Below are 25,153 nucleotides of genomic sequence, written 5' to 3'. Positions count from 1 at the left end.
GATCAGCCGTGCAAGATTTTCCCGATCTCTTCTGCGGCATGGATGCAATCGAGGTCAGCCCAGCGCGGTCCGATGACCTGCATGCCGCAGGGCAGAGTGACGCCCTCGGTCGTCCCATCGCCAATCGGGAGCACAGTCGATGGCAGATTGGGGAAGGTTGCGAGGCCGGACCACGCAAGGCCGCCGCCAGCAGGCACGTCTTCGCCGTTGATACGCAAAGTCGAGTTGAAAACCGCGTCATCGAGATGCGGGACTGCGAGAACGGGCGCGGGCGGGGCGAGAATGAAGTCGTATCGTTCAAACAGCCGCGCCCATTCAAACTCGCTGACGGCCTGCGCATCGAGCAGATCGAACCAGTCTGTCGCAGTGGCGCGCTTGCCATCGGGTGCAGGCGCTCCGCGAGCCATCGCCGTGTTGAGCATCCGCAGATAATCGGCCTGCTGCCGCGCGAGATTGGGCATCAGATCGGTGTCGTATTCGAGGGCAACACCTGCCGCTTCCAAAGCAGCGAGTGCAGCGATTGTCGGCTCGGAAACACCGACGTCCAGTACGCTATCTGGATGCTCGGTAATGGCCAGCAGGCGGCATTCGGCCAGAGGTTTTGGATTGCGAGGCAGCGGAATGGTCGCGCCAATCTCGGTTAGGACAGCCAGATCGGCCGCATTCCGCGCCAGCGGCCCCGCAATCGACAGAGCTCCATCATGCGCTGTGACGAAGCCCTTGCGCCGCGCCATTTGCGGATGGTCGTGGCCTTGCTTGCTTACGAGGCCCCAGCTGGTCTTGTGCCCCCAGACGCCGCAGAAATGCGCTGGCACGCGCACTGATCCGCCGATGTCGGTTCCATAGTCACAGGCCACCATCCCGCTGGCGACCGCAGCAGAACTTCCGCCGGAGGAACCGCCGGGTGAGCGTTCCAGATTGTGCGGGTTGCGGGTGCGACCATACACCGCGTTAAAGCTTTGCCAGTCGCTCAGATCGATCGGAACATTGGTCTTGCCGACAATGATCGCACCGGCAGCTTTCAACCGCCGCACCAGATCGGCATCGCGCGGGGCGATGTAATCGGTCAGCCGCTCATGCCCCCAGCACGATTGCAGCCCCTCGATGTCGAAGCTTTCCTTGATCGTCATCGGCACGCCGAACAGCGGCTGATCATCGCGAGGACCAGCTGCATCCAGCGCTTTAGCCGCATCGAAGGCGCGTTCGAAGTCCGGCACGGCCAGCGCGTCGATATCAGCGTCGAGATGCTCGATCCGAACAATCGCCGCATCGACCGCTTCGACCACGCTTATCTCGCCCGCGCGGATTGCGGCGGCGGTCTCCAGCGCGCCGGGTTTATCGGTCAATTGCTTGTAAGCCATGCGCCAGCGCTCCCCTCAATCCCCGTGTCCTATGCGAGGTCACGGGGCGGGGCAATCCGGCGGTCAAATTTCGCGCACTACTCCTTGGGAGCAGGCAATTCCTGACCGCCCTGAAACAGAGTGAGGGATTTGACTGTGCCGTCTTCCCCGCGTTCAAAACGAACCTGCGCGTCGACGACCTTCAGGAAGAACCGATCGGGTCCCTCGGCGAAGATCTGGAACGCGTCCTGACCCGTCGCTTGTGCCATCAACTTGCCGTCGTCTTGAAAGACCGTGATCTTGAACGTGGGAGCGACGGCATAGACGCCTTCGTATTGGGCGAAGTCTGCCGGAGCCAATTCGGTTGCGACGCGTTCGTCGGGCAAGGTGATCTCCGCGCCTCTGGCAAGCTGCATCAATTGACCGCCGAGCTTTGATGCCGTTCCGCCATTGAGGTTCGCTAGCACGACCACGGTCGCCTTGTTGTCCGGATCATAGCCAAGCCACGCATTGAAACCTTCGATCCCGCCGCCATGCCAATAGGCTTTGCCGTCTTCGTCATCCTCAACGATCACACCGAGCGCGTATTTATCATCGCCGATCGCTTCGAGCGGGGAGGGGGTGGTGTATTCGGCAAGGCTCTCAGCCGACAGGACTTGCCCTCCAAACAGCCCGCGCTGCCATTTGAGGAGGTCCCCCGTGGTCGAGTACATCGCGCCCGCGCCGGTCGGGATACCCATGTCGACATAGTCGGCGTTGACGACGCCTTCGCTCGACGGCGAATAGCCTGAGGCGCGCTTGGGCAGGATCGTGGAACTACGATCGAGCCCGGTCTCTTTCATGCCGAGCGGGTCGAGCAGGTTTGCGCTGAGAAAGTCCGAATAGCTTTTGCCGCTGGCGGTTTCGACCACTCGTGAAAGCAGGACATAGCCCGAGTTGGAGTATTTCCAGTCGCTGCCCGGCTCAAATTCAAGCGGGAGTTCGGAGAAGGTTGCGATCAACTCATCTTGGGTGGTCGGCAGATATTTGAGCCTGCCAAACCCATCCAGCGAAGTGACATTTGGCAGTCCCGCCGTGTGATGCAGAAGGTGCCGCAGTGTAATCCCGCTCCATGCCTCCGGAGTGCCCTCCATGTGTTGCGAGATCGGATCGTCGAGTGTCAATTTGCCTTGTTCCTGCAACAGCAAGATCGAAGCGGCGGTAAACTGCTTGGTGACCGACCCGATGCGAAACTTGGTGAGCGATGAGTTGTCGACGCTCAATTCAAGGTTGGCCGATCCCCACGCCTGATCGACCAGAACAGTCCCGTCTTTCGCGACAAGCACCGCACCCATGAAGGCTCCCGCTTCGACTTCTTCCTCGACCACTTCGACCATGCGTTCTGCGTCTTGCGCGGTCGCGGGCAGGGCGGCGAACGCGGCGAGAGCAGGTGATAGTAGAAGTGCTGCGCGGCGAGTGAATTTCATGCGGGGTCTCCACCTAGGTGTATTGTTCGAATAACACACATACAGGATGCGCCCGGCGCTGCAAGCCGCAATGCTAGGGAGATCACAGCGAGGCGAAAAAGCGATCTTCGGCTTCGTAGTCGAACAGGTCCCACGGATAGGCGGCGAGCTGAGGGAAGGCGGTGCGCCAGTCGGTTGGAGGAGTGTCGGCGAGCCATCGGACCGCGTCATCCGATTCGGCGTCGTATGGCAATGCGTCGGCAAAGCCGGTGCTACCGGCCCGCTCGCCCGAAACAAGAAACGGCAGTGGCACTGACCAAGGGGTTCGGCCAATCAATCCCTGCGATCCTTCAAGCCGCAAGAACTCGATTTCGCGTTCCAGTATCCGGGCGATGGTTTCGCCAATCTGCAGAACTGTGGGTGGGAAATCGTCACAGACGTTGAACACGCCCGCGAGTTTGTTGTTGGCCACGTGGACTGCGAACGAGGCTATCGTATCAGCTGAAGTCGTATGGAACATGCTGTTCCCATTATGCGCCAGAGGGATACTCTGCCGTCCATCGAGTATCCTTTTGACAAACCACCATTCGCGCGGGTGGCGGCTATGCGGTCCATGGATTGCGCAAGGGCGCAGAATTGTCGCGCAATCGCCGAACAACTCGCGCGCCTTTTTTTCCATCCGGACCTTGCGCGTTGAATAGGTTTCGGGACCGGGTGCGACTGTATTTTGCGTTTCCGATAGTGGACCATCGAACTCCGGAAAGCCGTTCGTCGCAGCCTCATCAAGCGAGCGGCCCTGCGCATCGCAATAGACGCTGGCCGAAGAGACAGCGATCAGGTGGCTCACGGCATCTGGACTATATCGAGCGATGTCCTCCGCATCGAAGGCGATCGTGTCCAACACAAGGTCGGCGTCCGGAGCAGGATCCTCGCCTAGGAGATAACGCTGAAAGAATGTTTCGGCTTGCAGCCAATCGGGGCGTGAACGTGCGCAAACTCGAACGTCCCAGCTATCGGAAAGAAACGCCGCTGCTGCGGCAAACCCTATCTGGCCCGCTCCGATAATAGCAACTGAACGGGCCATGATGATCTCCTCCCGACGCTCCAGTGATCACCCGAGTAAGCGGGGGTCTCATGCAAGTCGAGAGAGGTCCCCGTCTGCATGGGGACTCACATTGTCGTCACATATGGATCGGCTTGCCTTGCACGGCCATCGCCGCTTCCTTGAGGGCTTCGGCGTGGGTCGGGTGGGCATGGCAGGTGTAGGCGATATCTTCGGAGGTCGCTCCGAATTCCATGGCTTGTGCGGCCTGTGCGATCATTGTCCCGGCCAGACTTGCGACGATGTGGACACCGAGCACGCGGTCGGTTTCTGCATCCGCGACGACTTTCACAAAGCCATCTGTGTCGCGATTGGCCTTGGCACGGCTGTTTGCCATCATCGGGAACTTTCCGACCTTTACCGTATGACCTGCTTCCTTCGCTTCGGCTTCGGTCAATCCGACGTCCGCGAATTCAGGCATGGTGTAAACCACACCGGGGATGACATCGTGGTTCACGATTCCGGTTTCGCCAGCGATGTTTTCTGCGCAGGCAATCCCTTCATCTTCGGCCTTGTGCGCCAGCATCGGGCCAGGGACGACATCGCCGATGGCCCATATGCTTTCGACCTTGGTACGGAACTCATGGTCGATCTCGATCTGGCCGCGATTGTTGACCTGCAAACCAACCTTGTCGAGCGCGAGACCATCGGTGTTGGGGCGTCGGCCGATAGATACCAGCACATGGCTTGCTTCTATTGTCTGCTCGTCGCCGCCCGCTGATTTTTCAACGGTCAGCGTGACCTTCTTACCCTTGACGGATGCGCCGGTGACCTTGTGACCCAGCTTCAGGTCCATGCCCTGTTTTTTGAAGATCTTGCCCGCTTCCTTGCGGACGTCGGCATCCATTCCAGGCAGCAGCTGGTCGAGAAATTCGACCACGGTGACCTTTGCACCGAGACGACGCCAGACACTGCCAAGCTCCAGCCCGATCACGCCGCCGCCGATCACGACGAGATGCTCTGGCACTTCTTCCAGTTCAAGCGCGCCGGTGCTGTCCACGATCCGCTTGGCCGCATTGTCGACTTCGACGCCGGGCAGGGGAGTGACGCTGGAGCCGGTGGCGATGACGATGTCTTTTGCAGTGTGCGTTGCATCGCCGACCTTGACCGTGTGAGCGTCTTCAAATGCCGCGTGGCCCTTGAGCCAGGTGACCTTGTTCTTCTTGAACAGGAACTCGATCCCGCCGGTCAGCTCGCCGACCGCCTTGGTCTTTTCGCCCATCATCTTGGACAGGTCGAAGCTCGCCTTGGCGTCGATGCCCCATGTTGCAAAGTGGCCTCCTTCGGCCTCTTCGAACAGCTCCGACGCGTGCAGCAGCGCCTTGGACGGGATGCACCCGACATTGAGGCAAGTCCCGCCGAGGGTCTCCCGGCTTTCGACGCAAGCGGTCTTCAGGCCTAACTGCGCTGCGCGGATGGCCGCGACATAACCGCCGGGTCCGGCACCGATAACAAGGACGTCATAGTCGTAGGATTGGTCGGACATTAGATATTCCGTTCAAGTGTAGTAAGTGATGATCGCTTGGCCGTTTTCGGCGGCCTCACTGGCAAAGTCGCGAAGGAACTGAAAGTTTTCCAGCGCATACTCACGAATGTCACCGACATCTCCACGCGCAACCACATCGCCCATGTAGAGTTCGTTTAGAGGCATTTCCTCTGGCACATAGCGTTCAAGGAAACTCTCGTCCGTCATATGGGATGCAAGCTCTGCGAACTCCTTCACCCAATCGGCGGAAATGATGTTTGGTTTGCCCAAGCCAAGATTTATGTCCGCAAGCGGATTCAAATCGTCACCGATTATCGCCAATGGCCCGTCGCCCCGGCCTGCATCCCCACACAGGAGGTAGTGAACAATGTGCCAAGACTTATCGATGTCCTCTTCATCGCCTTCCAACCGCTTTGGTACGGGACCGTCGTCGGTCTGAGCTTTGTTCCCAAAGAGCTTTGATAGAAAGCTCGACTTTGGCTCTTCGTATACATCCGGATCTTGATAGACGAACTCCGCGACTGCTTTGGGTCTATCGCGCAAAACCTCGATGTTCTCTGGTGACGTCCGGATCAAGCAATATGCGATACCCATCGGTTCGTTCCTCTATAGGTCAATCAGCATCCGGGTCGGATCTTCGATCGCTTCCTTGATGATCTTAAGCGCGGTCACCGCTTCGCGGCCGTCGATCAGGCGGTGGTCGTAGCTCAGCGCGAGATACATCATCGGGCGGATTACGACTTCGCCATTCACCGCGACCGGGCGGTCTTCGATGCGGTGGAGGCCGAGTACGGCGCTTTGCGGCGGGTTGATGATCGGGGTCGACATCAGCGATCCAAACACGCCGCCATTCGAAATTGTGAAAGTGCCGCCGGTCATGTCGGCCATGGTCAGCGTGCCTTCCTTGGCGCGCCCGCCAAAGTCGGCGATATCTGTCTCGATCTGAGCGAAGCCCTTGTCCTGACAATCGCGGATCACGGGTACGACGAGGCCGTTGGGCGCAGACACCGCGACCGAGATATCGACATAGTCGTGATATACGATCTCATCGCCCTGAATGTAGGCGTTGACGCTCGGGACGTCTTTCAGCGCGAGGCAGGCAGCCTTGGCGAAGAAGCCCATAAAGCCGAGGCGGATGTCGTGCTTCTTGGCGAAAAGGTCTTTGTACTTTGTCCGCGCTTCGATGACCGCGCTCATGTCGCAATCGTTGAAGGTGGTAAGCAGCGCGGCTTCTTCCTGCGCGCCTTTCAGGCGGCGGGCGATGGTCTGGCGCATGCGGGTCATCTTGACGCGCTCTTCTGTCCGACCACCGGACGAAGTTGACGCCGCCGGTGCAGGGGCGGGGGCCGGAGTGCTTGCCGGGGCCGGGTCGCCCTTGGCTTTCGCTGCGGCCAGAACGTCTTCCTTCGTCAGCCGACCATCTTTGCCTGTGCCTTTGATGGTCGATGGATCGACCCCGTGTTCGAGCACCGCGCGGCGCACGGCTGGGGAGAGCGTTTGCGCAGCAGCCTGCAGGTCTTCGCTCGGCGCTTCCTTGGTCGCAGCGGGGGCAGGGGTATCAGCCTTGGCTGCCGGAGCAGCACTGGCTGCCGCGCCTTCCTCAACAATTGCAATTACCGCGCCTACTTCGACGGTGTCGCCGACTTCCGCACGATGTTCGGACATGACGCCCGCAATCGGTGAGGGGACGTCGACCGCGACTTTGTCGGTTTCGAGGCTGCAAATCGGCTCATCGGCTGCGACAGCTTCGCCTGGCTGCTTGAGCCATTCGCCGATGCTGCCTTCTGTGACTGACTCGCCAAGAGCCGGGACTGTGATTTCAGTGGCCATAATTGTTTTCCTTCAGGCTCTTACTGAGTGCTTTTCAAATTACTTGGAGATACCAAGCGCTTCGGCGACCAGCTTTTCCTGCTGTTCGATGTGGCGCTTGGCGAGGCCGGTTGCGGGCGAAGCGGAGGCGTCTCGGCCAGCATAGCTTGGCCGCATGCCTGCGTGTCCGGCGTCGGTCAGAGACTGCTCAATGTGCGATTCCACAAAGAACCAAGATCCGTTGTTCTTGGGCTCTTCCTGACACCAGACGACGTCTTTGAGGTTGGTCATGCGCTTGAGACGCACCGCCAGCGGCTCGCCCGGGAAGGGATAAAGCTGCTCGATCCGCACGATCGACACATCCTTCAGACCAGCCTTGTCGCGCGCTTCGATCAAATCGTAGGCGACCTTGCCCGAGCACAGAACAAGGCGTTTGATCTTGGTGTCGTCGATGTGGGTCAGGTCGGACTTGATCCGCATAAAGTGGTTTTCGCCGAGGAATTCCTCGCGGGTGCTCTTCGCCATCGGATGCCGCAGCAACGACTTGGGCGACATGATCACCATTGGCTTGCGGAACGAACGCAGCATCTGCCGCCGCAGGACGTGGAAGTAGTTCGCCGGCGTGGTGATGTTGCAGACCTGGATATTGTCGTTCGCGCACAATTGCAGGAACCGTTCAAGCCGTGCGGAGGAGTGCTCTGGACCTTGGCCTTCATATCCGTGGGGCAGCAGCATCACGAGGCCGTTGGCGCGCAGCCATTTGGCTTCGCCTGCCGCGATATACTGATCGATCATGATCTGCGCGCCATTGGCGAAATCGCCAAACTGCGCTTCCCACAAAACCAGCGTCTTCGGATCGGCCATCGCGAACCCGTATTCGAAACCGAGCACACCGTATTCGGACAGGGTGCTGTCATAGACCTCGAACTTGCCGTGCGGCAGCGTGGTGAGCGGGATGTATTTGCGCTCATCCTTCTGATCGACCCAGACGGCATGGCGCTGCGAGAACGTGCCGCGACCGGAATCCTGACCGGAGAGGCGCACTCCATAGCCTTCCATCACGAGGCTGCCGAATGCGAGCGCTTCACCGGTTGCCCAGTCGAACCCTTCGCCTTTGTCGAACATCTCCTGCTTGGCCTTGAGCACGCGGCCCAGCGTCCGGTGGATCGTCAGATCGTCCGGAACCTCGGTCAGCGCGCGGCCCAGGCTGTCGAACATCTTCGGTTCGATGGCTGTGTGCACGTTGCGCCGCGCAGTTTCGGGATCGACCGGCTTGTTCAGACCTGCCCAGCGTCCACCGAACCAGTCGGCTTCGTTCGGGCTGTAGCTTTTCGCTGCCTGAAACTCTTCCTCGAGCAGGTCGGTAAATTCGGCCGCAACGCTATCGCGGTGACCTTCTTCGATCACGCCTTCTGAAATCAGGCGCTGCTCGTAGTGCTTCGACACCTTGGGGTGCTTGCTGATGGCTTCATACATCAGCGGCTGCGTAAACTTCGGTTCGTCGCCTTCGTTATGGCCGAAGCGGCGGTAGCACCACATGTCGATCACGACGTCGCGGCTGAACCTTTGCCGGTATTCGACTGCGAGCTTGCAAGCGAAGGTCACGGCCTCGGGATCGTCGCCATTGACGTGCAGGATCGGGGCCATCACGCCCTTCGCTACATCGCTGGGGTAGGGCGAGTTGCGCGCAAAACGCGGGCTGGTCGTGAAGCCGATCTGGTTGTTGATGATGAAGTGCAGGCAGCCGCCTGTGTCATAACCGTTGACGCCTGACAGGCTGAGACTTTCCCAAACGACGCCCTGGCCTGCAAAGGCCGCATCGCCGTGGATCAAAACCGGCAGTACCTGCTGCTTGTCGTCGAGATCATCGCGGATCGCCTGCTGCGCTCGGCTCTTGCCGAGTACAACCGGGTCCACCGTTTCGAGGTGCGACGGGTTGGGCACGAGCGACATGTGCACTTCGATATCGTCGAAGCTGCGATCGGTGCTGGTGCCGAGGTGGTATTTCACATCGCCTGAGCCGCCGACATCTTCGGGGTTTGCCGATCCACCGGAGAACTCATGGAAGATCACCTTATACGGCTTCGCCATCACGTTCGCGAGGACGTTCAACCGCCCGCGGTGCGCCATACCGTAGATGATCTCGCGCACACCGTCGCTGCCGCCATGCTTGATCACCGCTTCGAGTGCCGGGATCATCGATTCCCCGCCATCAAGACCGAAACGCTTGGTCCCGACATATTTCTTGCCGAGGAATTCTTCGTAGAGTTCCCCGCGCAAAACAGCGGCCAAAATGGCCTTCTTGCCCTCGGGCGTAAACTGAATCGTGTCGCCGGGGCTTTCGAATTTGTCCTGCAGGAACCGCCGCTCTTCGGTGTCGGCGATGTGCATGTATTCCAGGCCGACCTTGCCGCAATAGACCTCGAGCAAGCGCTGGTGCAGCTCGCCCACGGTAGTCCAATGCAAGCCAAGCACGCCGCCCACGAACACTTCTGCGTCTTCCTTGCCAGCAAGGCCGTGGAATTCGAGCGAAAGGTCCTCTGGGGCTTTGCGCTTCGCCGAAAGACCCAGAGGATCTAGATCCGCCGCCATGTGCCCGCGCACACGGTAGAGACGAACGAGAGTCATAGCCGCAATCGACAGGCTGGCGGCCAGCTCGATCGCCATTGGATCGGTAGACTTGCCAGCCTTCTTCGCTGCCTTCTCAACCGCGAGACGCATTTGCGTCGGGTCGAGCGCGGTAGTTAGGTCCGCGTCGCTGTCAGCGACTTCCGACAGCCATTTGGGGTTGCCCCAGGACGGTCCCGGCTGGGGACCTTCCTGGTCGGTCATCTGCGGCATGAATTCGTTCGGTTCTTGACCCATGTGGGTTCTCCGAGGGGAGGGATATGAGGCGGGGTTACGCCATTTCCTTCAGCATTGCGTCGAGCGTGGTGCCGAGCTCGCTGGGGGAAGGGGAGACGCGGATGCCCGCATCTTCCATGGCTGCAATCTTGTCGTCCGCGCCGCCTTTGCCGCCTGAAACAATCGCACCGGCATGGCCCATGCGGCGGCCCGGAGGCGCCGTGCGGCCAGCGATAAAGCCGACGGTTGGCTTTGAACGGCCCTTGGCGGCTTCCTGCTTGAGGAACTCGGCCGCTTCTTCTTCGGCGCTGCCGCCGATCTCGCCGATCATGATCATGCTCTTGGTGTCTGGATCGTCGAGGAACAGGTCGAGGACGTCGATGAAGTTGGTCCCGTTGACCGGGTCTCCGCCAATCCCGACCGCCGTGGTCTGGCCAAGACCAACCTGCGTGGTCTGGTGAACGGCTTCGTAGGTGAGCGTGCCCGAGCGCGAGACGACACCGACGCTGCCCTTCTTGAAGATGCTGCCCGGCATGATGCCGATTTTGCACTCTTCGGGTGTCAGCACGCCGGGGCAGTTCGGGCCGATCAGGCGCGATTTGCTGCCGGTCAGCGCGGCTTTCGCCTTGACCATATCGAGCACTGGGATGCCTTCGGTGATGCAGATGATCAGTTCCATCTCGGCATCAATAGCCTCGCAGATCGCATCAGCGGCGAAAGGCGGTGGTACGTAGATGCACGAAGCAGTCGCGCCGGTCGCTTCCTTGGCCTCGCGCACGGTGTTGAACTGCGGCAACCCGATATGCTCGGTGCCGCCTTTGCCCGGGGTCACACCGGCCACCATTTGCGATCCGTAATCGAGCGCCTGCTGCGTATGGAACGTGCCGGTGTTGCCGGTCATTCCCTGGGTGATGACTTTGGTGTCTTTGTTGACGAGGATGGACATTCAAAACTCCGTCTTGGTAAATCTGATAATCAAACCACGAAAAGGTGGGTTTGGGCAATTCGGGTCGCGCGCGTCATTCTGCCACCGTCAGCGTGTCTGACTTCAGCGCAACGCCATCGAACTTGAAAATCTGTTTGATTGGGCTGTCGGTTGGGACGAAGAACAGCTGAAAACTGTCATGGCCGGGCAGGGTGCCGGGCTCCCAATCGGCCACGGAGACTTCCTCCTGATCGATCACTTTGTCTGGTTCGCGGCCCAGCCATTGCTGAGCGGTCGCAACGTCGATCTTTCGCGTTTCGCCAAAGTCGAACAGTCTGCAGGCAGATACGCGCGCACCATCGATCCGAACTTCGGACAGGATCGAGAAGAGGCGCTCGCCGGCGACAGTCTTCTCGAAGACTTCCATCTCACTCATCGTTCCACCCTGCGCTTTGACGGCACGACCGCCCGCTTCACGCGCGAAGGTGGTGAACTCCGTTAGCGGCGCGGGAGCCGCTGCCAGATCGACCACTTGCCAGCCTGCAGCGGTCATCGAAGCAGACGCGGCTGACTGATCCTCGATCGTTCCGCAGCCATCGCGGAATGCCTCGAGTATTTCGAGCGACGGGTAGGGGGTATCCTGCGCCGCGGCTGGAACGGCGAGGGTCAGACCCACAATCGAGGCGAGCAACGTGCGCATTACCCGCAGGTGATGGTCTTGGTGTCTATGTTGATCAGGATGGGCATTCAAAAGCTCCTGTTGGCGCCTATTCTTTCAACTGAATTCGGCTCTCCAGACCTGATGCCTGAAATGCGTCTCTCGGCTATATTTCCTTCGCAGACCCAAGCGAAATCGCTTTCGTCGTCCCAAGCGGGATACTTGAACTCAAACTTTCCATCGCCGAGCCGCTCGAAGACCGACTGATCGACGTCGCCCCAGTTCTCCTCACCTCCAACGATATCAATTGCAGCGTTGACGCAAGTGTCGACGGCCTCTTTCTCGGCTTCAGTCCACGAACTCGGTCCGTGGCTAGAACAGGCTACGATAAGCAGGAGAACTGGGAGGAGTCGAAAGGTCACGCCAGCGAGCTATCCAGCCCCTTGCACGCTTCAAGCAGCTCCTTAACCGCATCGACGCTGACGCCGAGGTTTGCTTTCTCTTCGTCGGACAGTTCGATCTCGATCACATCCTCGGTGCCGCCCGCGCCAATCACGGTGGGGACGCCAACGTAAAGTCCGTCGAGGCCGTATTTGCCTTCGACATAGCTTGCGCTTGGGAGGATACGCTTCTGATCGCCCAGATATGCCTCGGCCATGCTGATCGCGCTGGTGGCTGGGGCGTAATAGGCTGAGCCATTGCCGAGCAGCTTGACGATTTCTCCGCCGCCTGCGCGGGTGCGTTGGACGATTTCGTCGAGACGGCTTTCAGGCACACCCTTGATCTTCGCCATATCCTTCACCGGAATGCCGTTTATCGTCGAGTAGCTGAGGACCGGAACCATCGTATCTCCGTGGCCGCCAAGCACGAAGGCATTCACGTCCTTGACCGAGCAATCGAATTCCCATGCGAGGAAGGTCGCGAAGCGCGCGCTGTCGAGCACGCCTGCCATGCCGACCACTTTGTTGTGGGGCAAGCCGGAGAACTCACGCAGGGCCCAGACCATCGCGTCGAGCGGGTTGGTGATGCAGATCACGAATGCGTCGGGCGCGTTGTTCTTGATGCCTTCGCCGACGGCCTTCATCACCTTCAGGTTGATGCCGAGCAGATCGTCGCGGCTCATGCCGGGCTTACGCGGAACGCCTGCTGTCACGATGATCACATCCGCGCCAGCGATGTCAGCGTAGTCATTCGAACCGGTCACTTTGGCGTCGAAACCTTCGATCGGGCCGCATTGCGACAGGTCGAGCGCTTTGCCCTGCGGCATACCCTCGGCGATGTCGAACAGGACGATGTCGCCCATTTCCTTTTTCGCAGCGAGGTGGGCGAGTGTGCCGCCAATCATGCCTGAGCCGATAAGCGCGATCTTCTTGCGGGCCATTCTTTGGACTTCCTTCCCTGATCCGGCGGGACGAAGAGAGAGATTTCTAAGCCAACTGAGCGTGCTCGTCCCAAGCAACGACTGCAGTCTTGTATGATTGGGAGTTAGGCGGGTGGATAGGCTATTGCAACTGCCAAAAGGCGGTAGATGACAACAATTTATGCAACTAGTTCGCAATTGCATTAACTATGCATTTGCGCAGCCATCCACTTACGCAAAACACCTATCTGTCAGGGGATTTTTGAAGTCAGCCGGTGATCTGGCGAAGATCGCCGTCGCGCTCTTGCGCGAGCAGCATCGAGGCGAGGTAATCCGGCACTGCCCGGCTGAAATAGAATCCTTGCCCCAGTGTACAGCCTGCCTCGCGCACGGTCTGCACTTGTTCGATCGTCTCAAGCCCTTCGGCAACGATCTCCATTCCCAGCGTTGAGCCCATTTCGGCCACGGCGCGAATGATCGCCTCGCTCTTGCGCCCGACATGCGCGCCGGAGACGAAACTGCGGTCGACCTTAATCTTCGAAAGCGGGAAGGTGTTGATGTAGCCCAGCGAGGAATAGCCGGTCCCGAAATCATCGAGGGCAAATTTCACGCCGATTGCCGACAATTCCTGGATGAAATTGGCGGTGGCGTGGTTGTCTTCGATGAACAGGCTTTCGGTCACTTCGAGTTCGAGCCGTGACGGATCGAGGCCAGCCTCACGCAAGGCGTTGCGGATACCCAAGGCTGCACCGGGCGCGCGGATCTGAAGCGGGGAAAGGTTCACGGCGACGCTGACGTCTTCGGGCCACTTCGCCGCGGTCCGGGCTGCCTGTGCGGTGATCCAGTTGCCGAGGGTGACGATCACGCCGGTTTCTTCTGCTACCGGGATGAATTCGTCGGGGCGCAGTTCGCCTTTTTCCGGGTGGAACCAGCGAATAAGCGCTTCGAAACAGCGGATTTTGCCCGTCTCGAGATCGACGATCGGTTGATAGAAAATCGACAGCTCATCGCGCTGCAATGCTGCACGAAGCTCATCTTCGATTTCGCGGCGACGCACCAGATCGCGGGTCATGGTCTTGTCGAAGAACCGAGTCTGAGCGCGTCCGCCGACCTTGGCATGATAAAGCGCGAGGTCAGCGCTCTGCATCAGCGTATCGGCATCCTTGCCGTCTTCCGGCAACAGCGCGACACCCAGGGAAGCGCGGACTTCCAGCCGGTCGGCTTCAATCCGAACCGGCCGCATGATCTCGGCATGGATTTCGCTGGCGATCAGTTCCGCCTGCTTGCGGCTTTCAATCGGGCAGAATAGAACGAATTCGTCACCGCCGAAGCGCGAAACTGTCGAACCTTCGGGACAGACATCCTTAAGACGCTTGGCCACTTCGCTAAGAACTCGGTCGCCGACCGGATGGCCGAGCAGATCGTTGACTTCCTTGAACCGGTCGAGATCGATCCACACCAACGCGCGGCGACTGTCGTCGTCAACCGCCATCATGGTTTCGACCATCGCGTGATTGAGACCGGCCCGGTTGGCGAGGCCGGTTACAACGTCGGTGCGCGCCAGATGCTGCATTTTGTCGGCGAGCTGGGCGCTGGTCTCTGCCGCCGCAATGGATTCGCGCAGGGTTTTGAAGATGTTGAGTGCGATCGACATCATCGCCGGGATCAGCAGCATGATGGTGATCGCCAAAGCAATCAGCGCCACGCTTCCGGTAGACAAACAAGCGAAGATAATCGGAATACAAACCAGCGTTAGCTGGCCAATGGCGATACTAGGACGGCCCGCATTGCGCGCCGCAACGCCAACACCATAGCAGAGCGCGTTGGCAACCATAAGCACGGTGACTTCGGCACTGGCGCCAAGCCATATCGTCATGGCTCCCATCAGACCGAGCACAAAAGCATAGCTGAATGCTCCGACCTCGTAGATGAGTTCGAGCATGTTGGTGCTGGTGCTGTTGGAATCCGGAGACAGCCCCAGCGCTGCAGTGACGCGCGCGGTGGCAATCACGGTCAGTACGGCGCAGGCGATGTAGAGTTCGGGAAGTTGCTCTACCCACGCCGCAGCACAGCCAGCAGCAACGGTCGTGACTGCGCCAATCGCTAGGCTGGATGGCTGGGTGTAGAGAGATTTGACGAGAACCCGCCGGACACGCGCTGAAAGCTTGTCCGAACGGTCGCGTCTCAAACGCTGCGCGCAGAATGCACGCATCCTTTCAAGTGGCCCCGCGGTTCCCAACATGACACCCGGCTTAGAGCAAAGTGGTCAAGCCAAAGTTAACGGTCTGCTTACTAAAAATTCCCGCAGACTCTCTTGGGCTTCACGCGTTCTCGGATGTGGACTCGTTTGCCGCCAAAAGAGGCAATTGAAGCGCTGACTTCGACTGCTCGGCTTGTGCAGCGAGTCGACGATCGAGCGTGCGAGTAATTCCAAGCCACCATTCGTAGGTTTGGCGGTCACCAGCGAAGAATGCTGCTTCGGCTCGTCCCCGAGCAGCCCGAGCAGCTCCCAGGCCGTGTTCGGCGAAGTGGCGCAGCGCCGCGCGAAGCATCTGGTCGTCCGGCAACATGACCGAATGAGCATCGCCGTTGTCATTTGCTGGTTCCGGAATGCGAAGCGCGGACAAAGCGCGAGAAACCGGGGTGCCGATCATGCATGGTTCGGCAGCAAAATGAATGGTCATGGGTGCGACTTCCAATTTTGTATCGGACTGCACGCATCAATGGCGGCGTCTCGTTTGATTGGATTGGAGTACGCTGGGGGTCGCTAAGGTCCGGTGTCCGGACAGGGTTTCGAAGGCGTTAACCCTTGCTCGCAATGTTGCTTTGCGCCGTCGCTATTGGTTGCTGCCGGCGCTCGGGCCTATGTCCAGATCCAGCGTGCTGGGGTCGGTCTTCCATTTGCCTGCATTGGCATAGGTGTCTTTGACTTGACCCGCACCGCTCAGCGCAGGATCGGCCACTGGTGACGCAGCAATTGCAGCGGGTTGAGCACCGGTTTCTTGCGGCTGACGCGCGGAAACGTTCCGAGACCGCGTGGTGGCAGGAACGCTTGCCGCAGCGGGCAGTGGGGCGGCGCTGGTCGCAACCGTTTCTGTTGGAACCGGTACGGGTGAAGTGCGTCCGCGAACGCTCGGCTCGGCCCCAGCATAATTGCCCGTAAACGCACCCTTGCGTCCGGCGTTGCCGCGATTGCGGTAGAACCGGTGCGCGCCGATCGTCCCGACGTGGTCCAACGACCCGGCCCAATACGGATTGACCCAGAGCGTGTGGTAATGCGTGGCGTGACCGACCGGGGCGTAAACGTCGCCCGCCAGTGCCGAAGCGGCGACCTGCTGCGCGCGCGCCCAGCTAGCGCCGCTGGCCTTGCGCCGCATGCTGCCATCGCAGGTGAAGCTGAATTGGCACCCGGTTGAACGGTTTGAACCTTGGTAAACCACGCCGCACACGCTTGATGGCCAGTTCGGATGCGAAACGCGGTTGAGCACGACTTGTGCAACCGCGCGCTGTCCGGCGCTGCTTTCGCTTGCCGCTTCGTACCAGACTGCCTGCGCCAGGCATTCCTGAGCACGGGCTTTCGAAACACCGCTGCCGGAGACGAAGAAACCGCTTGCAGCTGGGCCAGTGTCGATGGCTTCGCCTACTTCAAGCCCGGCCACGTCGGCGGCGGTATCGAGAGGATCGGTTGTCGGGAGCGCGATCAACGTTTCGGCGGGCGGATCGGCGAGGTAATAGAATGCCGAGCCGGGGAAGCTCATGCCGGGCTTTTCAAAGGGCATTGCCCCTTCGTGCGAAAGCTGAACGTCGGAAATCGGCGCTGCGGCGGGCTCTGCTCCAAAATCACCGGGAGCGGCCATGGCAGGCACTGCGATCGCGGCGGCCAGCACAGCAATCCGCTTGCGCAGCGACAAGCGCGGTTCGATCTTGCGTTCTGCTTTGTTTGCATTTGGAGCGCGCGGCGTCTCGGACCGCTTGGAACGGTCGGGCAACCTGATCACATCAGGCGCGTTTTGTTTGAGGATCTGAGCTCGTCTCATGGCGCGCTTGGCGCGTATCGTGAGAGGGCGGGAGTTTCGAGCGCGAAACCGGCGCCGTCCCGAAAGCAAACACCTTTGACTAACCCGTTAACGGCGTCTTTTCAGGTGGCTTGCGAGCCGGTGTCCGCGCGCCTATCGCTGGCCACCGGACTATGGCGCTCGATCATCACCCTTTCATCAGGCAGAGTGTGCGCCGGTTCGCTGCGTATTGCGCGGCCCTGTTGATGGCATCCTGCGCGCCGGAGCGGGTACCGACTGGCATCAGCGAAGATGGTCCGACATTTGTAAGCCTCAATCCGTGCCTCGATGCTATCTTGGTCGAAGTTGCTGCGCCCGAGCAGATCTTGGCTCTGTCCCACTACAGCCGCGATCCCTCTGCGAGCTCGATGGATGTCGACACGGCGCTTCGGTTCGGTGTTACGGGCGGAACGGCTGAAGAGGTGCTCGCGCTCGATCCGGATATCGTGCTCGCCAGCACTTTTATCGCTCCAAATACGCGTGCCACATTGGAACAGCTGGGCCTGCGCGTCGAAACCTTTGGCAGCCCGAACACAGCCCAGCAGAGCATCGAGCAGGTTCAGCGAATGGCCGAACTGGTTGGTAATTCGCGAGCCGGAGACGCGTTGATTGATAAGATAGATGCCACGGCGCCAACCGGAAGCAAGGCCGAATGGTCGGCTCTGATTTGGCAGCCCGGTCAGATCGTTCCAGGCGAGACAACGCTCGTCGCCGAGCATTTGCGCTGGGCGGGCCTTGCCAACAACACCTCCGAGCGCGGGTTGGAGCAGGCCGATTTCGTCTCGCTTGAGCGGTTGCTCGCCAACCCTCCTGATATCCTTCTGGTCGCAGGAGACCGGCCGGGTCAGACACATCCATTGCTTGAACGTCAGCGCGGGATGCTGGTCGCCGAATTCGACACAAGCCTGCTGTATTGCGGAGGGCCCACCATCCCCAAAGCGAGGCAGCGCCTGCTCGAGATCCGAGAAGAGTTCGAGCGCACTCGCAAACGGGCGGCAAACCTGTGAACCGGGCCACCCTCGTCTTTGCCGCGTTATTGATCGTGCTGTTGCCGCTGTCGCTGCTTGCCGGGCGCGTTTGGGTCGTGCCGGACGTGACCGCGAATGGCTGGATGATCCTGGCCGAGCTTCGTGCACCCCGCGCCGTGCTGGCTGTCGTAATCGGCGCAGGGCTCGGAGCAGCAGGAGCCGCTATGCAAGGTTACTTGCGCAATCCGCTCGCCGATCCCGGCCTTTTCGGTATCGCGCCGATGGCCGCACTTGGCGCAGTCGCGAGTTTCTGGTTCGGAGCGCTGCTCCCGCCTGCCATCGCCCAGTGGAGTCTCCCCGCCTTCGCGTTGATCGGAGCGGCGCTCGCCATGACGCTACTCGCGCTGATCGCCGGACGCACCTCGTCCGATGCAGCGGGCGGGGCAGGGGGAGGCATAGCGCTCTTCACCTTGGCAGGACTGATGATCGCAAGTCTCGCCGGTGCTCTCACCGCGCTTGCCATCACCCTCGCGCCAAACCCGTTCGCGCTGTCCGAAATCGTGCTCTGGCTCAATGGCGCGCTGACCGATCGATCATGGCGCGAAGTCTGGATCGCCGCGCCGCTGGTCGTGTTCGGGATAGGTGTGCTGATCCTCGCCGCCCGCTCGCTCGACGCATTGACCTTGGGAGAGGACGCTGCGCGCTCGATGGGTATCGATCCCAAACGCCTGCTGCTCCTGCTAGTCATCGGTATCGGCCTGACCGTCGGAGCAGGCGTGGCTGTCGCCGGAATAATCGGTTTTGTCGGGCTCATAGTCCCGCATCTGGTCCGCCCGTTGACCGACCGCTTGCCGTCGAGCCTGATCCTGCCAAGTGCGCTCGCCGGGGCTTGTCTGGTGCTCATCGCCGACAGCGCCGTGCGCATCCTCCCATTCGTGACCGAGCTGCGCCTCGGCATCGCGCTAAGCCTGATCGGCGCGCCGTTCTTCCTCTGGCTGCTGCTGCGCATGAGGAGCGGACGGATATGAACCTGTCGTCTGAGAACCTCTCCCTGAGGCGTGGTGGCCGGCTGGTCTTGCAACAGGTCACAGCCAGCCTCCGCCCGGGTGAGATCACCGCGATTTGCGGCCCCAATGGCGCGGGCAAGTCGAGCCTGCTGATGGGCCTCGCTGGATTACTCGAACCCGCATCGGGCAGAGTGTCACTGGGCGATGACAGTTTGCTGGAGATACAAGCACGCGAGCGCGCCAAGGCGATCGGCTACCTTCCCCAGAGCGCCGATGTCGCTTGGGATGTCTCGGTAGAGAGCCTTGTCGCACTCGGCCGATTGCCGCATCGTGACCGGGGCGAGACAGAAGTCGAAGCCGCAATAAGCGCGCTGAACCTCGAAGATTTGCGCCGCCGTCCTGCAAGCAAGCTGTCAGGCGGCGAACGCGCTCGAGCCTTGCTGGCCCGCGTGCTGGCCGGAAGCCCGCATTGGGTCCTCGCCGATGAGCCGCTGGCTGCGCTTGATCTAGCGCATCAACTGGCTCTGATCACCCATTTCAAGACCTGCGCCGAGGCTGGGCAGGGCGTGGTGATCGTGCTGCACGATCTGGCGCTGGCGATGAACCACGCGGATCGCGTGCTTGTGCTGCGAGAAGGACGTCTGGTCGCCGATGGCGCACCGGACGAAGCACTATCGCCAGAGAACATCGCAAACGGATGGGGCATCGCCACCGAATGGCTCGGCGAAAAGGGTTCGCGCGCACTGGTGACGCGAGACACATAAGCCGCAAACCCGATAGCTCGGGAAGAGAAGCGGCACTCCATGGGACTGCCCATGGTGCAGGGCACCCACGGAGTGCCTCTCTTTGACAGCCCGCTAAGGCCATGGTGCGACCCAAAGGACGAGGCGGAAGACCTGCAAAGAGGTGTCCCATGTGAAGGATCGCGGGTCAAAGCGGGACTTTAGATTTTCTGTAGGTGGGGTGAGAAACTCGAAAATTGTATATGGAACAGTGATTTGCTCAATCAAGATTTTGAAGGATTCTCTTTGCGTGGTATTGCTTAGCCATCCGCTTTCCGGGCTTCCACGTTTGGTTGGGGCTCGGCATTGGCGGGTCGAGAACGTCTAATTTGCACGGCTTGAGGGCGTCACAGCGCTGGAGAGTGCGACGCCCGATCACCGAAGTAGTTTTGGCCTGTTCTCTCAGAACTGGACCAAAGCATTCATGGGACAACGCGAATGTCCGAATTGCTTCCCACAACCAGCCAGCGAGCATTCGGCAATGAACGCGCGTCCACCGATGTGCTTGGTCCAACCAGCGCAATGTTGGTGTGCCCGGCAGCCCTCATTGCATTGATCAGTTGACGTGCCTCTCTGGCATTTCGTGCTGCATATGCTTTTGTTGACATGCTATTCTACTCCTGCATTTTTGATGATTTCAGGGCATCTTGCCAGATTGCGAGAGCGGCCAAAGTGATCTGCTTGTTTGTCACGAAGTCGAAGTACAACGGGTCTGTATCGTCCAACGCCAGGTACGCGCGGCAGAGAACTTGAGAGGTGCATTCAGGCACCATTGCTCCAGTAGACTTCGTGAACTGTAACCACAGTTCCTCCCATCTCTCCGCAGGCGTGGTCTCGACTGCAAACTTCAGCTTCATCAGGAAGATTTGGTATTCAGCGTAGCGGACGTCTGCTTGCGCTTGGGCGAGGGGTTCATTCGCCCCATCGATGATCGATTGTCTCTCCACCTCGTCGGCGTTGGCAAGCTTGGCCGAAATCTTCTCGTCTTGCGCGGCTCGCGAGCTCACCACTTTGTTGCACATTCTACGTGTGGTGTCTTGCTCGAGGAATCTGTTCGAGCTGAGGTAAGAAATGCAGAACATCAACGCTTCATCGATGCCAGCTCGAAGCGCAATTCTCTCAATCGTCGGACCAATAAGTGCCATCTGCACATCGCTCAATCCGTGGGTTTGGGAATCGAATCCGCCTTGCTTGTTCTTGCCTCCGCCACTCGCAGCCCCGAGGCCTGAAGCGAGGTTTTCGAGTTGGTCGAGAACGCTGTTTTCACGCTTCACCGCCGCATCGAATTTGCTCTTGGCGGCGTCCACCTTGGCCTTTGCCGGACCGCATTTTGCGAATTCGTCCTTCGCGCTTTCCGGTGCAGCATCATGTTCGCAAAGCGGTTTGGGTGCCGGAGTTGGCGCAGGGCTTGGTGTGGGAGTTGGACTGGGCGCAGGAGAAGGGCTTGGTGTTGGCGATGGTGTCGGACTCGGTGCCGGAGTAGGCGTCGGCGCCGGGGTTGGAGTTGGTGAAGGCTTGGGAAACGGCTGGTTGATTGCAGCAAACTCGGTTTCGGCAGTCTTCAATGCCTTTTCAGCTTCTTCGCGCTCAGCCTTGTAGCTCTTGAGCAGCTCGACCAGTTCTTCGGATCGCGCGATCGAGGCGTTGACGGCCGGTCCGCTGATGATCGTCGCTGGGGCTTTTACTACTCCGGTGAGCTGTTCAACCGCCAGCACAGCAACCATCGATCGGTGATCGCGCGCCGCCAGCGTCAGGAAATGCTCCTTGTCGATCGCTCCCGAAAGCCATCGCTCGCAGGTTCGATAGAAAGAGTCGCGCAGCAAGTTCACCGTTTGTGTGCGCTCGATTGTCGCCACTGCCTCGCTTGTGACGCCTGCGGCTTGTCCCTCATTTGTGACGCCGCCAAAGTTGATCAACGCTGCGAATGAACCACTTTGCGCACTAAACGTGTCGCGATCGGGTTCGGCACAAGCGCGGATGTAGCCGTCCTTGTCTTCGACCATCACAAGGTGCCTTTGGCCATCATCGACCGTGATGATGCGGGACTTTTTGGGAGTGTTTGGCCCGTTGAATTTCCAAGCAGTTGAATTGAGAGCGGCACAGCCCGAGAGCGCAGTGGCCGCCAATGCGACGATAGTGGTCCGATACAGGTTGCGCATACATTCCCCTTCTGGTTTCGAGGCCCTCTTAAGCCGCTTGAGCGACGGGAACTGTGATCGCCATCACGCCCCTGCAAAAAACTGATCTCCGTTGAAACCAACCGAACTGCCGACCGTTGAAACCGCAGCGCCTAGGGGCAATCTCGCACCCACTCATCTCGACCCCGTGGACCACACCTAATCCACCCCTTGACCAACGCGAACATTTCCGGAACAAACATCACCTATGAGCCTGACCAAAATCTCCGTCCGCGGTGCCCGCGAGCATAATCTCAAGGGTGTCGATATCGACCTACCGCGCGATGCGTTGATCGTGGTGACCGGGCTGTCCGGGAGCGGGAAGTCGAGCCTTGCGTTCGACACGATCTATGCCGAGGGGCAGCGGCGTTATGTTGAGAGCCTGAGCGCCTATGCGCGGCAGTTCCTTGAGATGATGCAGAAGCCCGATGTGGAGCATATTGACGGGCTCTCACCCGCGATCTCGATCGAGCAGAAGACCACGAGCCGCAATCCGCGCTCGACGGTGGCGACGGTGACTGAGATTTACGATTATATGCGGCTGTTATGGGCGAGGGTGGGGGTGCCGTACTCGCCTGCAACCGGTAAGCCGATTGAAGCGCAAACCGTTTCCAACATGGTCGACCGCGTGATGGAACTGCCTGAGGGCACGCGCCTTTATCTGCTCGCGCCGGTCGTGCGCGGGCGCAAGGGCGAGTACCGCAAGGAGCTGGCCGAATGGCAGAAGGCAGGCTTCACCCGCGTACGGATCGATGGGGAGCTTTACCCCATCGAGGAAGCGCCAGCGCTCGACAAGAAGTTCAAGCACGACATTGAAGTGGTGGTGGATCGCCTCGCGGTGAAGGAAGGGCTGGAGACGCGGCTGGCGGACTCGTTCGAGACCGCGCTGAAGCTAGCAGAGGGCTTGGCATATATCGACCTGGCCGATGGTGTGGTCCCGGGACGCGAGGAAGAAGAGGCTTCAGGCGGCGCGATGAAGGGCGCGGGTATCCCCGCCAACCGCATCGTGTTCTCCGAAAAGTTCGCTTGCCCGGTTAGCGGCTTCACCATTGAGGAGATCGAGCCGCGCCTGTTCTCGTTCAACTCGCCGCAGGGCGCGTGTCCGACCTGCGACGGGATCGGTGAAAAACAACTGTTCGACGAGCAGCTGGTGGTGCCGAACGAGGCTTTGACGCTCAAGCAAGGGGCGATTGCTCCGTGGGCTAAGTCCAACCCGCCGTCGCCCTACTACATGCAGGTGCTGAGCAGCCTCGCCAAAGCGTACGACTTCACGATCACCACGCCTTGGAACGAGCTGGAACCGGATCAGAAGCTCATCATCCTCCACGGCACGGGCGGTATGCCGGTCGCGCTGACGTTCAAGGATGGGCGCAAGCAATACACGGTGAACAAGCCGTTCGAGGGTGTCATTGGCAACCTCAACCGCCGGATGATGCAGACCGAGAGCAGTTGGATGCAGGAGGAGCTGTCGAAGTTCCAGACCGCGCAGCCATGCGAGACCTGCGGCGGCAAGCGGCTCAATGAGAAGTCACTCGCGGTGAAGGTCGCGGGCACCGATATAGCCGCGCCGACCGTCATGAGCGTGTCGGATGCGAAGGACTGGTTCCTCGCGCTCGACGACAAGCTGACCGATCAGCAATCGCAGATCGCGCGCGCCATTCTCAAGGAGATCAACGAGCGGTTGGGCTTCCTCGACAATGTCGGGCTGGACTACCTCAATCTCGACCGGACTTCAGGAACACTTTCGGGTGGAGAGAGCCAGCGTATCCGCCTTGCCTCGCAGATCGGCTCAGGGCTGAGCGGCGTGCTCTACGTGCTCGACGAGCCCAGCATCGGTCTGCACCAGCGCGACAATGACCGGCTGCTGGAAACGCTCAAGCGGCTGCGCGATCTCGGCAACACCGTGATCGTGGTCGAGCATGACGAGGACGCGATCCGCCAGGCCGACCATATCGTCGATCTCGGCCCCGGCGCAGGCGTGCGCGGCGGCGAAGTGGTCGCGCAGGGCACGCTCAAGCAGATCATGAAGTCCCGCAAGAGTCTCACCGCCGATTACCTCACAGGGCGGCGCGAAATCGCGGTCCCGCAAACCCGCCGCACAGGCAACGGCCACCAGCTCACTGTCAAAGGCGCGCAGGCGAACAACCTCAAGGACGTCACCGCCTCCATCCCGCTCGGCACCTTCACCTGCATCACCGGCGTCTCCGGCTCGGGCAAGTCGTCCTTCACCATCGACACGCTCTACGCCTCCGCCGCCCGCGTGCTCAACGGCGCGCGCATCATCGCGGGCAAGCACGAGGCGATCACCGGCCTCGAATATTGCGACAAGGTGATCGAGATCGACCAGTCGCCCATCGGCCGCACCCCGCGCTCCAACCCCGCGACCTACACCGGCGCCTTCACCCAGATCCGCGACTGGTTTGCGGGCCTGCCCGAAAGCCAGGCGCGGGGCTACAAACCCGGCCGCTTCTCCTTCAACGTCAAAGGCGGGCGCTGCGAGCAATGCACCGGCGACGGCCTGATCAAGATCGAGATGCACTTCCTCCCCGACGTCTACGTCACGTGTGAGGAATGCGGCGGCAAACGCTACAACCGCGAAACGCTGGAGGTGAAGTTCAAGGGGCTGTCGATCGCCGACGTGCTCGACATGACGATCGAGGATGCGGAGGAGTTCTTCAAGGCCGTCCCCCCGATCCGCGACAAGATGCGGATGCTGAACGAAGTGGGGCTCGGCTACGTCAAGGTTGGCCAGCAGGCTACGACGCTGTCGGGCGGCGAGGCGCAGCGGGTGAAGCTGGCGAAGGAACTGGCCAAACGCTCAACCGGGCAGACGCTCTACATCCTCGACGAGCCGACGACCGGCCTGCATTTCGAGGACGTGCGCAAACTGCTCGAAGTGCTTCACCGGCTGGTGGAGCAAGGCAATTCGGTGGTGGTGATCGAGCACAATCTCGACGTGATCAAGACGGCCGATCATATCCTCGACCTCGGCCCGGACGGAGGTGTGCGCGGCGGTGAAGTGGTCGCGCAAGGCACCCCGGAAGAGGTGGCGGAGGAGCCGCGGTCGTTTACGGGGGCATATCTGAAGCCGATGTTGGAGAAGGGCAGCGCTGCGCGGGAGGCGGCGGAGTAGTGATCTGGACCAAATAGATGATTTTGGTGAATTGAATCGGGTATTAATAGTTCCTATCTTGG

At 60.2% G+C, this 25,153-nt stretch carries 18 protein-coding genes; 4 read left to right on the top strand and 14 right to left on the bottom strand.

The features are described 5' to 3' along the window. Window positions 1-2 precede the first annotated feature (2 nt). The 13 genes from Q0837_RS07990 to Q0837_RS07930 all read right to left on the bottom strand — a co-directional run bounded on the left by Q0837_RS07990 (window position 3) and on the right by Q0837_RS07930 (window position 17,006). Entirely contained in the window at window positions 3-1,361 is a 1,359-nt protein-coding gene (locus Q0837_RS07990; RefSeq protein WP_298467329.1) for an amidase family protein, read from the bottom strand. Window positions 1,362-1,438: 77 nt separating this feature from the next. Beyond that, a complete protein-coding gene (locus tag Q0837_RS07985) occupies window positions 1,439-2,806 on the bottom strand; it encodes a serine hydrolase (RefSeq protein ID WP_298467326.1) in 1,368 nt (455 codons plus the stop codon). Between the two features lie 82 nt (window positions 2,807-2,888). Then, on the bottom strand, window positions 2,889-3,869 hold the full coding sequence (locus Q0837_RS07980) for a hypothetical protein (RefSeq protein ID WP_298467323.1): 981 nt from the start codon (window positions 3,867-3,869) through the stop codon (window positions 2,889-2,891). Window positions 3,870-3,966: 97 nt separating this feature from the next. Next, window positions 3,967-5,373 (bottom strand): dihydrolipoyl dehydrogenase, encoded by a 1,407-nt coding sequence (gene lpdA, locus Q0837_RS07975; RefSeq protein ID WP_298467320.1) that lies wholly within the window; start codon window positions 5,371-5,373, stop codon window positions 3,967-3,969. 12 nt (window positions 5,374-5,385) lie between these two features. Next, window positions 5,386-5,967 (bottom strand): YfbM family protein, encoded by a 582-nt coding sequence (locus tag Q0837_RS07970; RefSeq protein WP_298467317.1) that lies wholly within the window; start codon window positions 5,965-5,967, stop codon window positions 5,386-5,388. A 12-nt stretch (window positions 5,968-5,979) separates the two neighbouring features. Beyond that, entirely contained in the window at window positions 5,980-7,203 is a 1,224-nt protein-coding gene (gene odhB, locus Q0837_RS07965) for a 2-oxoglutarate dehydrogenase complex dihydrolipoyllysine-residue succinyltransferase (RefSeq protein WP_298467315.1), read from the bottom strand. Window positions 7,204-7,242: 39 nt separating this feature from the next. Next, complete coding sequence (locus Q0837_RS07960; protein ID WP_298467313.1) at window positions 7,243-10,047, bottom strand: 2-oxoglutarate dehydrogenase E1 component; 2,805 nt, start codon at window positions 10,045-10,047, stop codon at window positions 7,243-7,245. 34 nt (window positions 10,048-10,081) lie between these two features. Beyond that, complete coding sequence (gene sucD, locus Q0837_RS07955) at window positions 10,082-10,972, bottom strand: succinate--CoA ligase subunit alpha (protein ID WP_298467311.1); 891 nt, start codon at window positions 10,970-10,972, stop codon at window positions 10,082-10,084. A gap of 73 nt (window positions 10,973-11,045) precedes the next feature. Then, entirely contained in the window at window positions 11,046-11,651 is a 606-nt protein-coding gene (locus tag Q0837_RS07950; protein ID WP_298467308.1) for a hypothetical protein, read from the bottom strand. A 376-nt stretch (window positions 11,652-12,027) separates the two neighbouring features. Further along, window positions 12,028-12,990, bottom strand: a complete 963-nt coding sequence (mdh, locus tag Q0837_RS07945; RefSeq protein WP_298467305.1) for a malate dehydrogenase — start codon at window positions 12,988-12,990, stop codon at window positions 12,028-12,030. Window positions 12,991-13,237: 247 nt separating this feature from the next. Continuing rightward, window positions 13,238-15,181, bottom strand: coding sequence for an EAL domain-containing protein (locus tag Q0837_RS07940; protein ID WP_298467302.1), 1,944 nt, complete (start codon window positions 15,179-15,181; stop codon window positions 13,238-13,240). A gap of 109 nt (window positions 15,182-15,290) precedes the next feature. Beyond that, the gene (locus Q0837_RS07935; protein WP_298467300.1) at window positions 15,291-15,653 is read right to left on the bottom strand and encodes a hypothetical protein; all 363 of its coding nucleotides are present in this window, start codon (window positions 15,651-15,653) and stop codon (window positions 15,291-15,293) included. 153 nt (window positions 15,654-15,806) lie between these two features. After that, a complete protein-coding gene (locus Q0837_RS07930) occupies window positions 15,807-17,006 on the bottom strand; it encodes a cell wall hydrolase (protein WP_298467297.1) in 1,200 nt (399 codons plus the stop codon). 224 nt (window positions 17,007-17,230) lie between these two features. On the opposite strand from Q0837_RS07930, the gene Q0837_RS07925 reads away from it, so the two are divergent. The 3 genes from Q0837_RS07925 to Q0837_RS07915 are packed head-to-tail and all read left to right on the top strand — an operon-like array spanning window position 17,231 to window position 19,763. Beyond that, window positions 17,231-18,031, top strand: coding sequence for an ABC transporter substrate-binding protein (locus Q0837_RS07925; protein ID WP_298467294.1), 801 nt, complete (start codon window positions 17,231-17,233; stop codon window positions 18,029-18,031). Then, window positions 18,028-19,020: an iron ABC transporter permease gene (locus tag Q0837_RS07920; RefSeq protein WP_298467291.1), complete on the top strand. Its 993-nt coding sequence runs from the start codon at window positions 18,028-18,030 to the stop codon at window positions 19,018-19,020. The genes Q0837_RS07925 and Q0837_RS07920 overlap by 4 nt, the downstream gene beginning before the upstream one ends. Next, window positions 19,017-19,763, top strand: a complete 747-nt coding sequence (locus Q0837_RS07915) for an ABC transporter ATP-binding protein (protein WP_298467289.1) — start codon at window positions 19,017-19,019, stop codon at window positions 19,761-19,763. The genes Q0837_RS07920 and Q0837_RS07915 overlap by 4 nt, the downstream gene beginning before the upstream one ends. 632 nt (window positions 19,764-20,395) lie before the next feature. Here the strand turns inward: Q0837_RS07915 and Q0837_RS07910 are convergent. Beyond that, on the bottom strand, window positions 20,396-21,940 hold the full coding sequence (locus Q0837_RS07910; protein ID WP_298467286.1) for a hypothetical protein: 1,545 nt from the start codon (window positions 21,938-21,940) through the stop codon (window positions 20,396-20,398). Between the two features lie 226 nt (window positions 21,941-22,166). On the opposite strand from Q0837_RS07910, the gene uvrA reads away from it, so the two are divergent. Continuing rightward, window positions 22,167-25,091: an excinuclease ABC subunit UvrA gene (gene uvrA, locus Q0837_RS07905; RefSeq protein ID WP_298467283.1), complete on the top strand. Its 2,925-nt coding sequence runs from the start codon at window positions 22,167-22,169 to the stop codon at window positions 25,089-25,091. The last annotated feature ends 62 nt before the right edge of the window (window positions 25,092-25,153 follow it).

The sequence above is a fragment of the uncultured Erythrobacter sp. genome, assembly GCF_947499705.1.
Classification (GTDB): Bacteria; Pseudomonadota; Alphaproteobacteria; order Sphingomonadales; family Sphingomonadaceae; genus Erythrobacter.
This window is presented reverse-complemented; position numbering and strand designations above follow the sequence as displayed.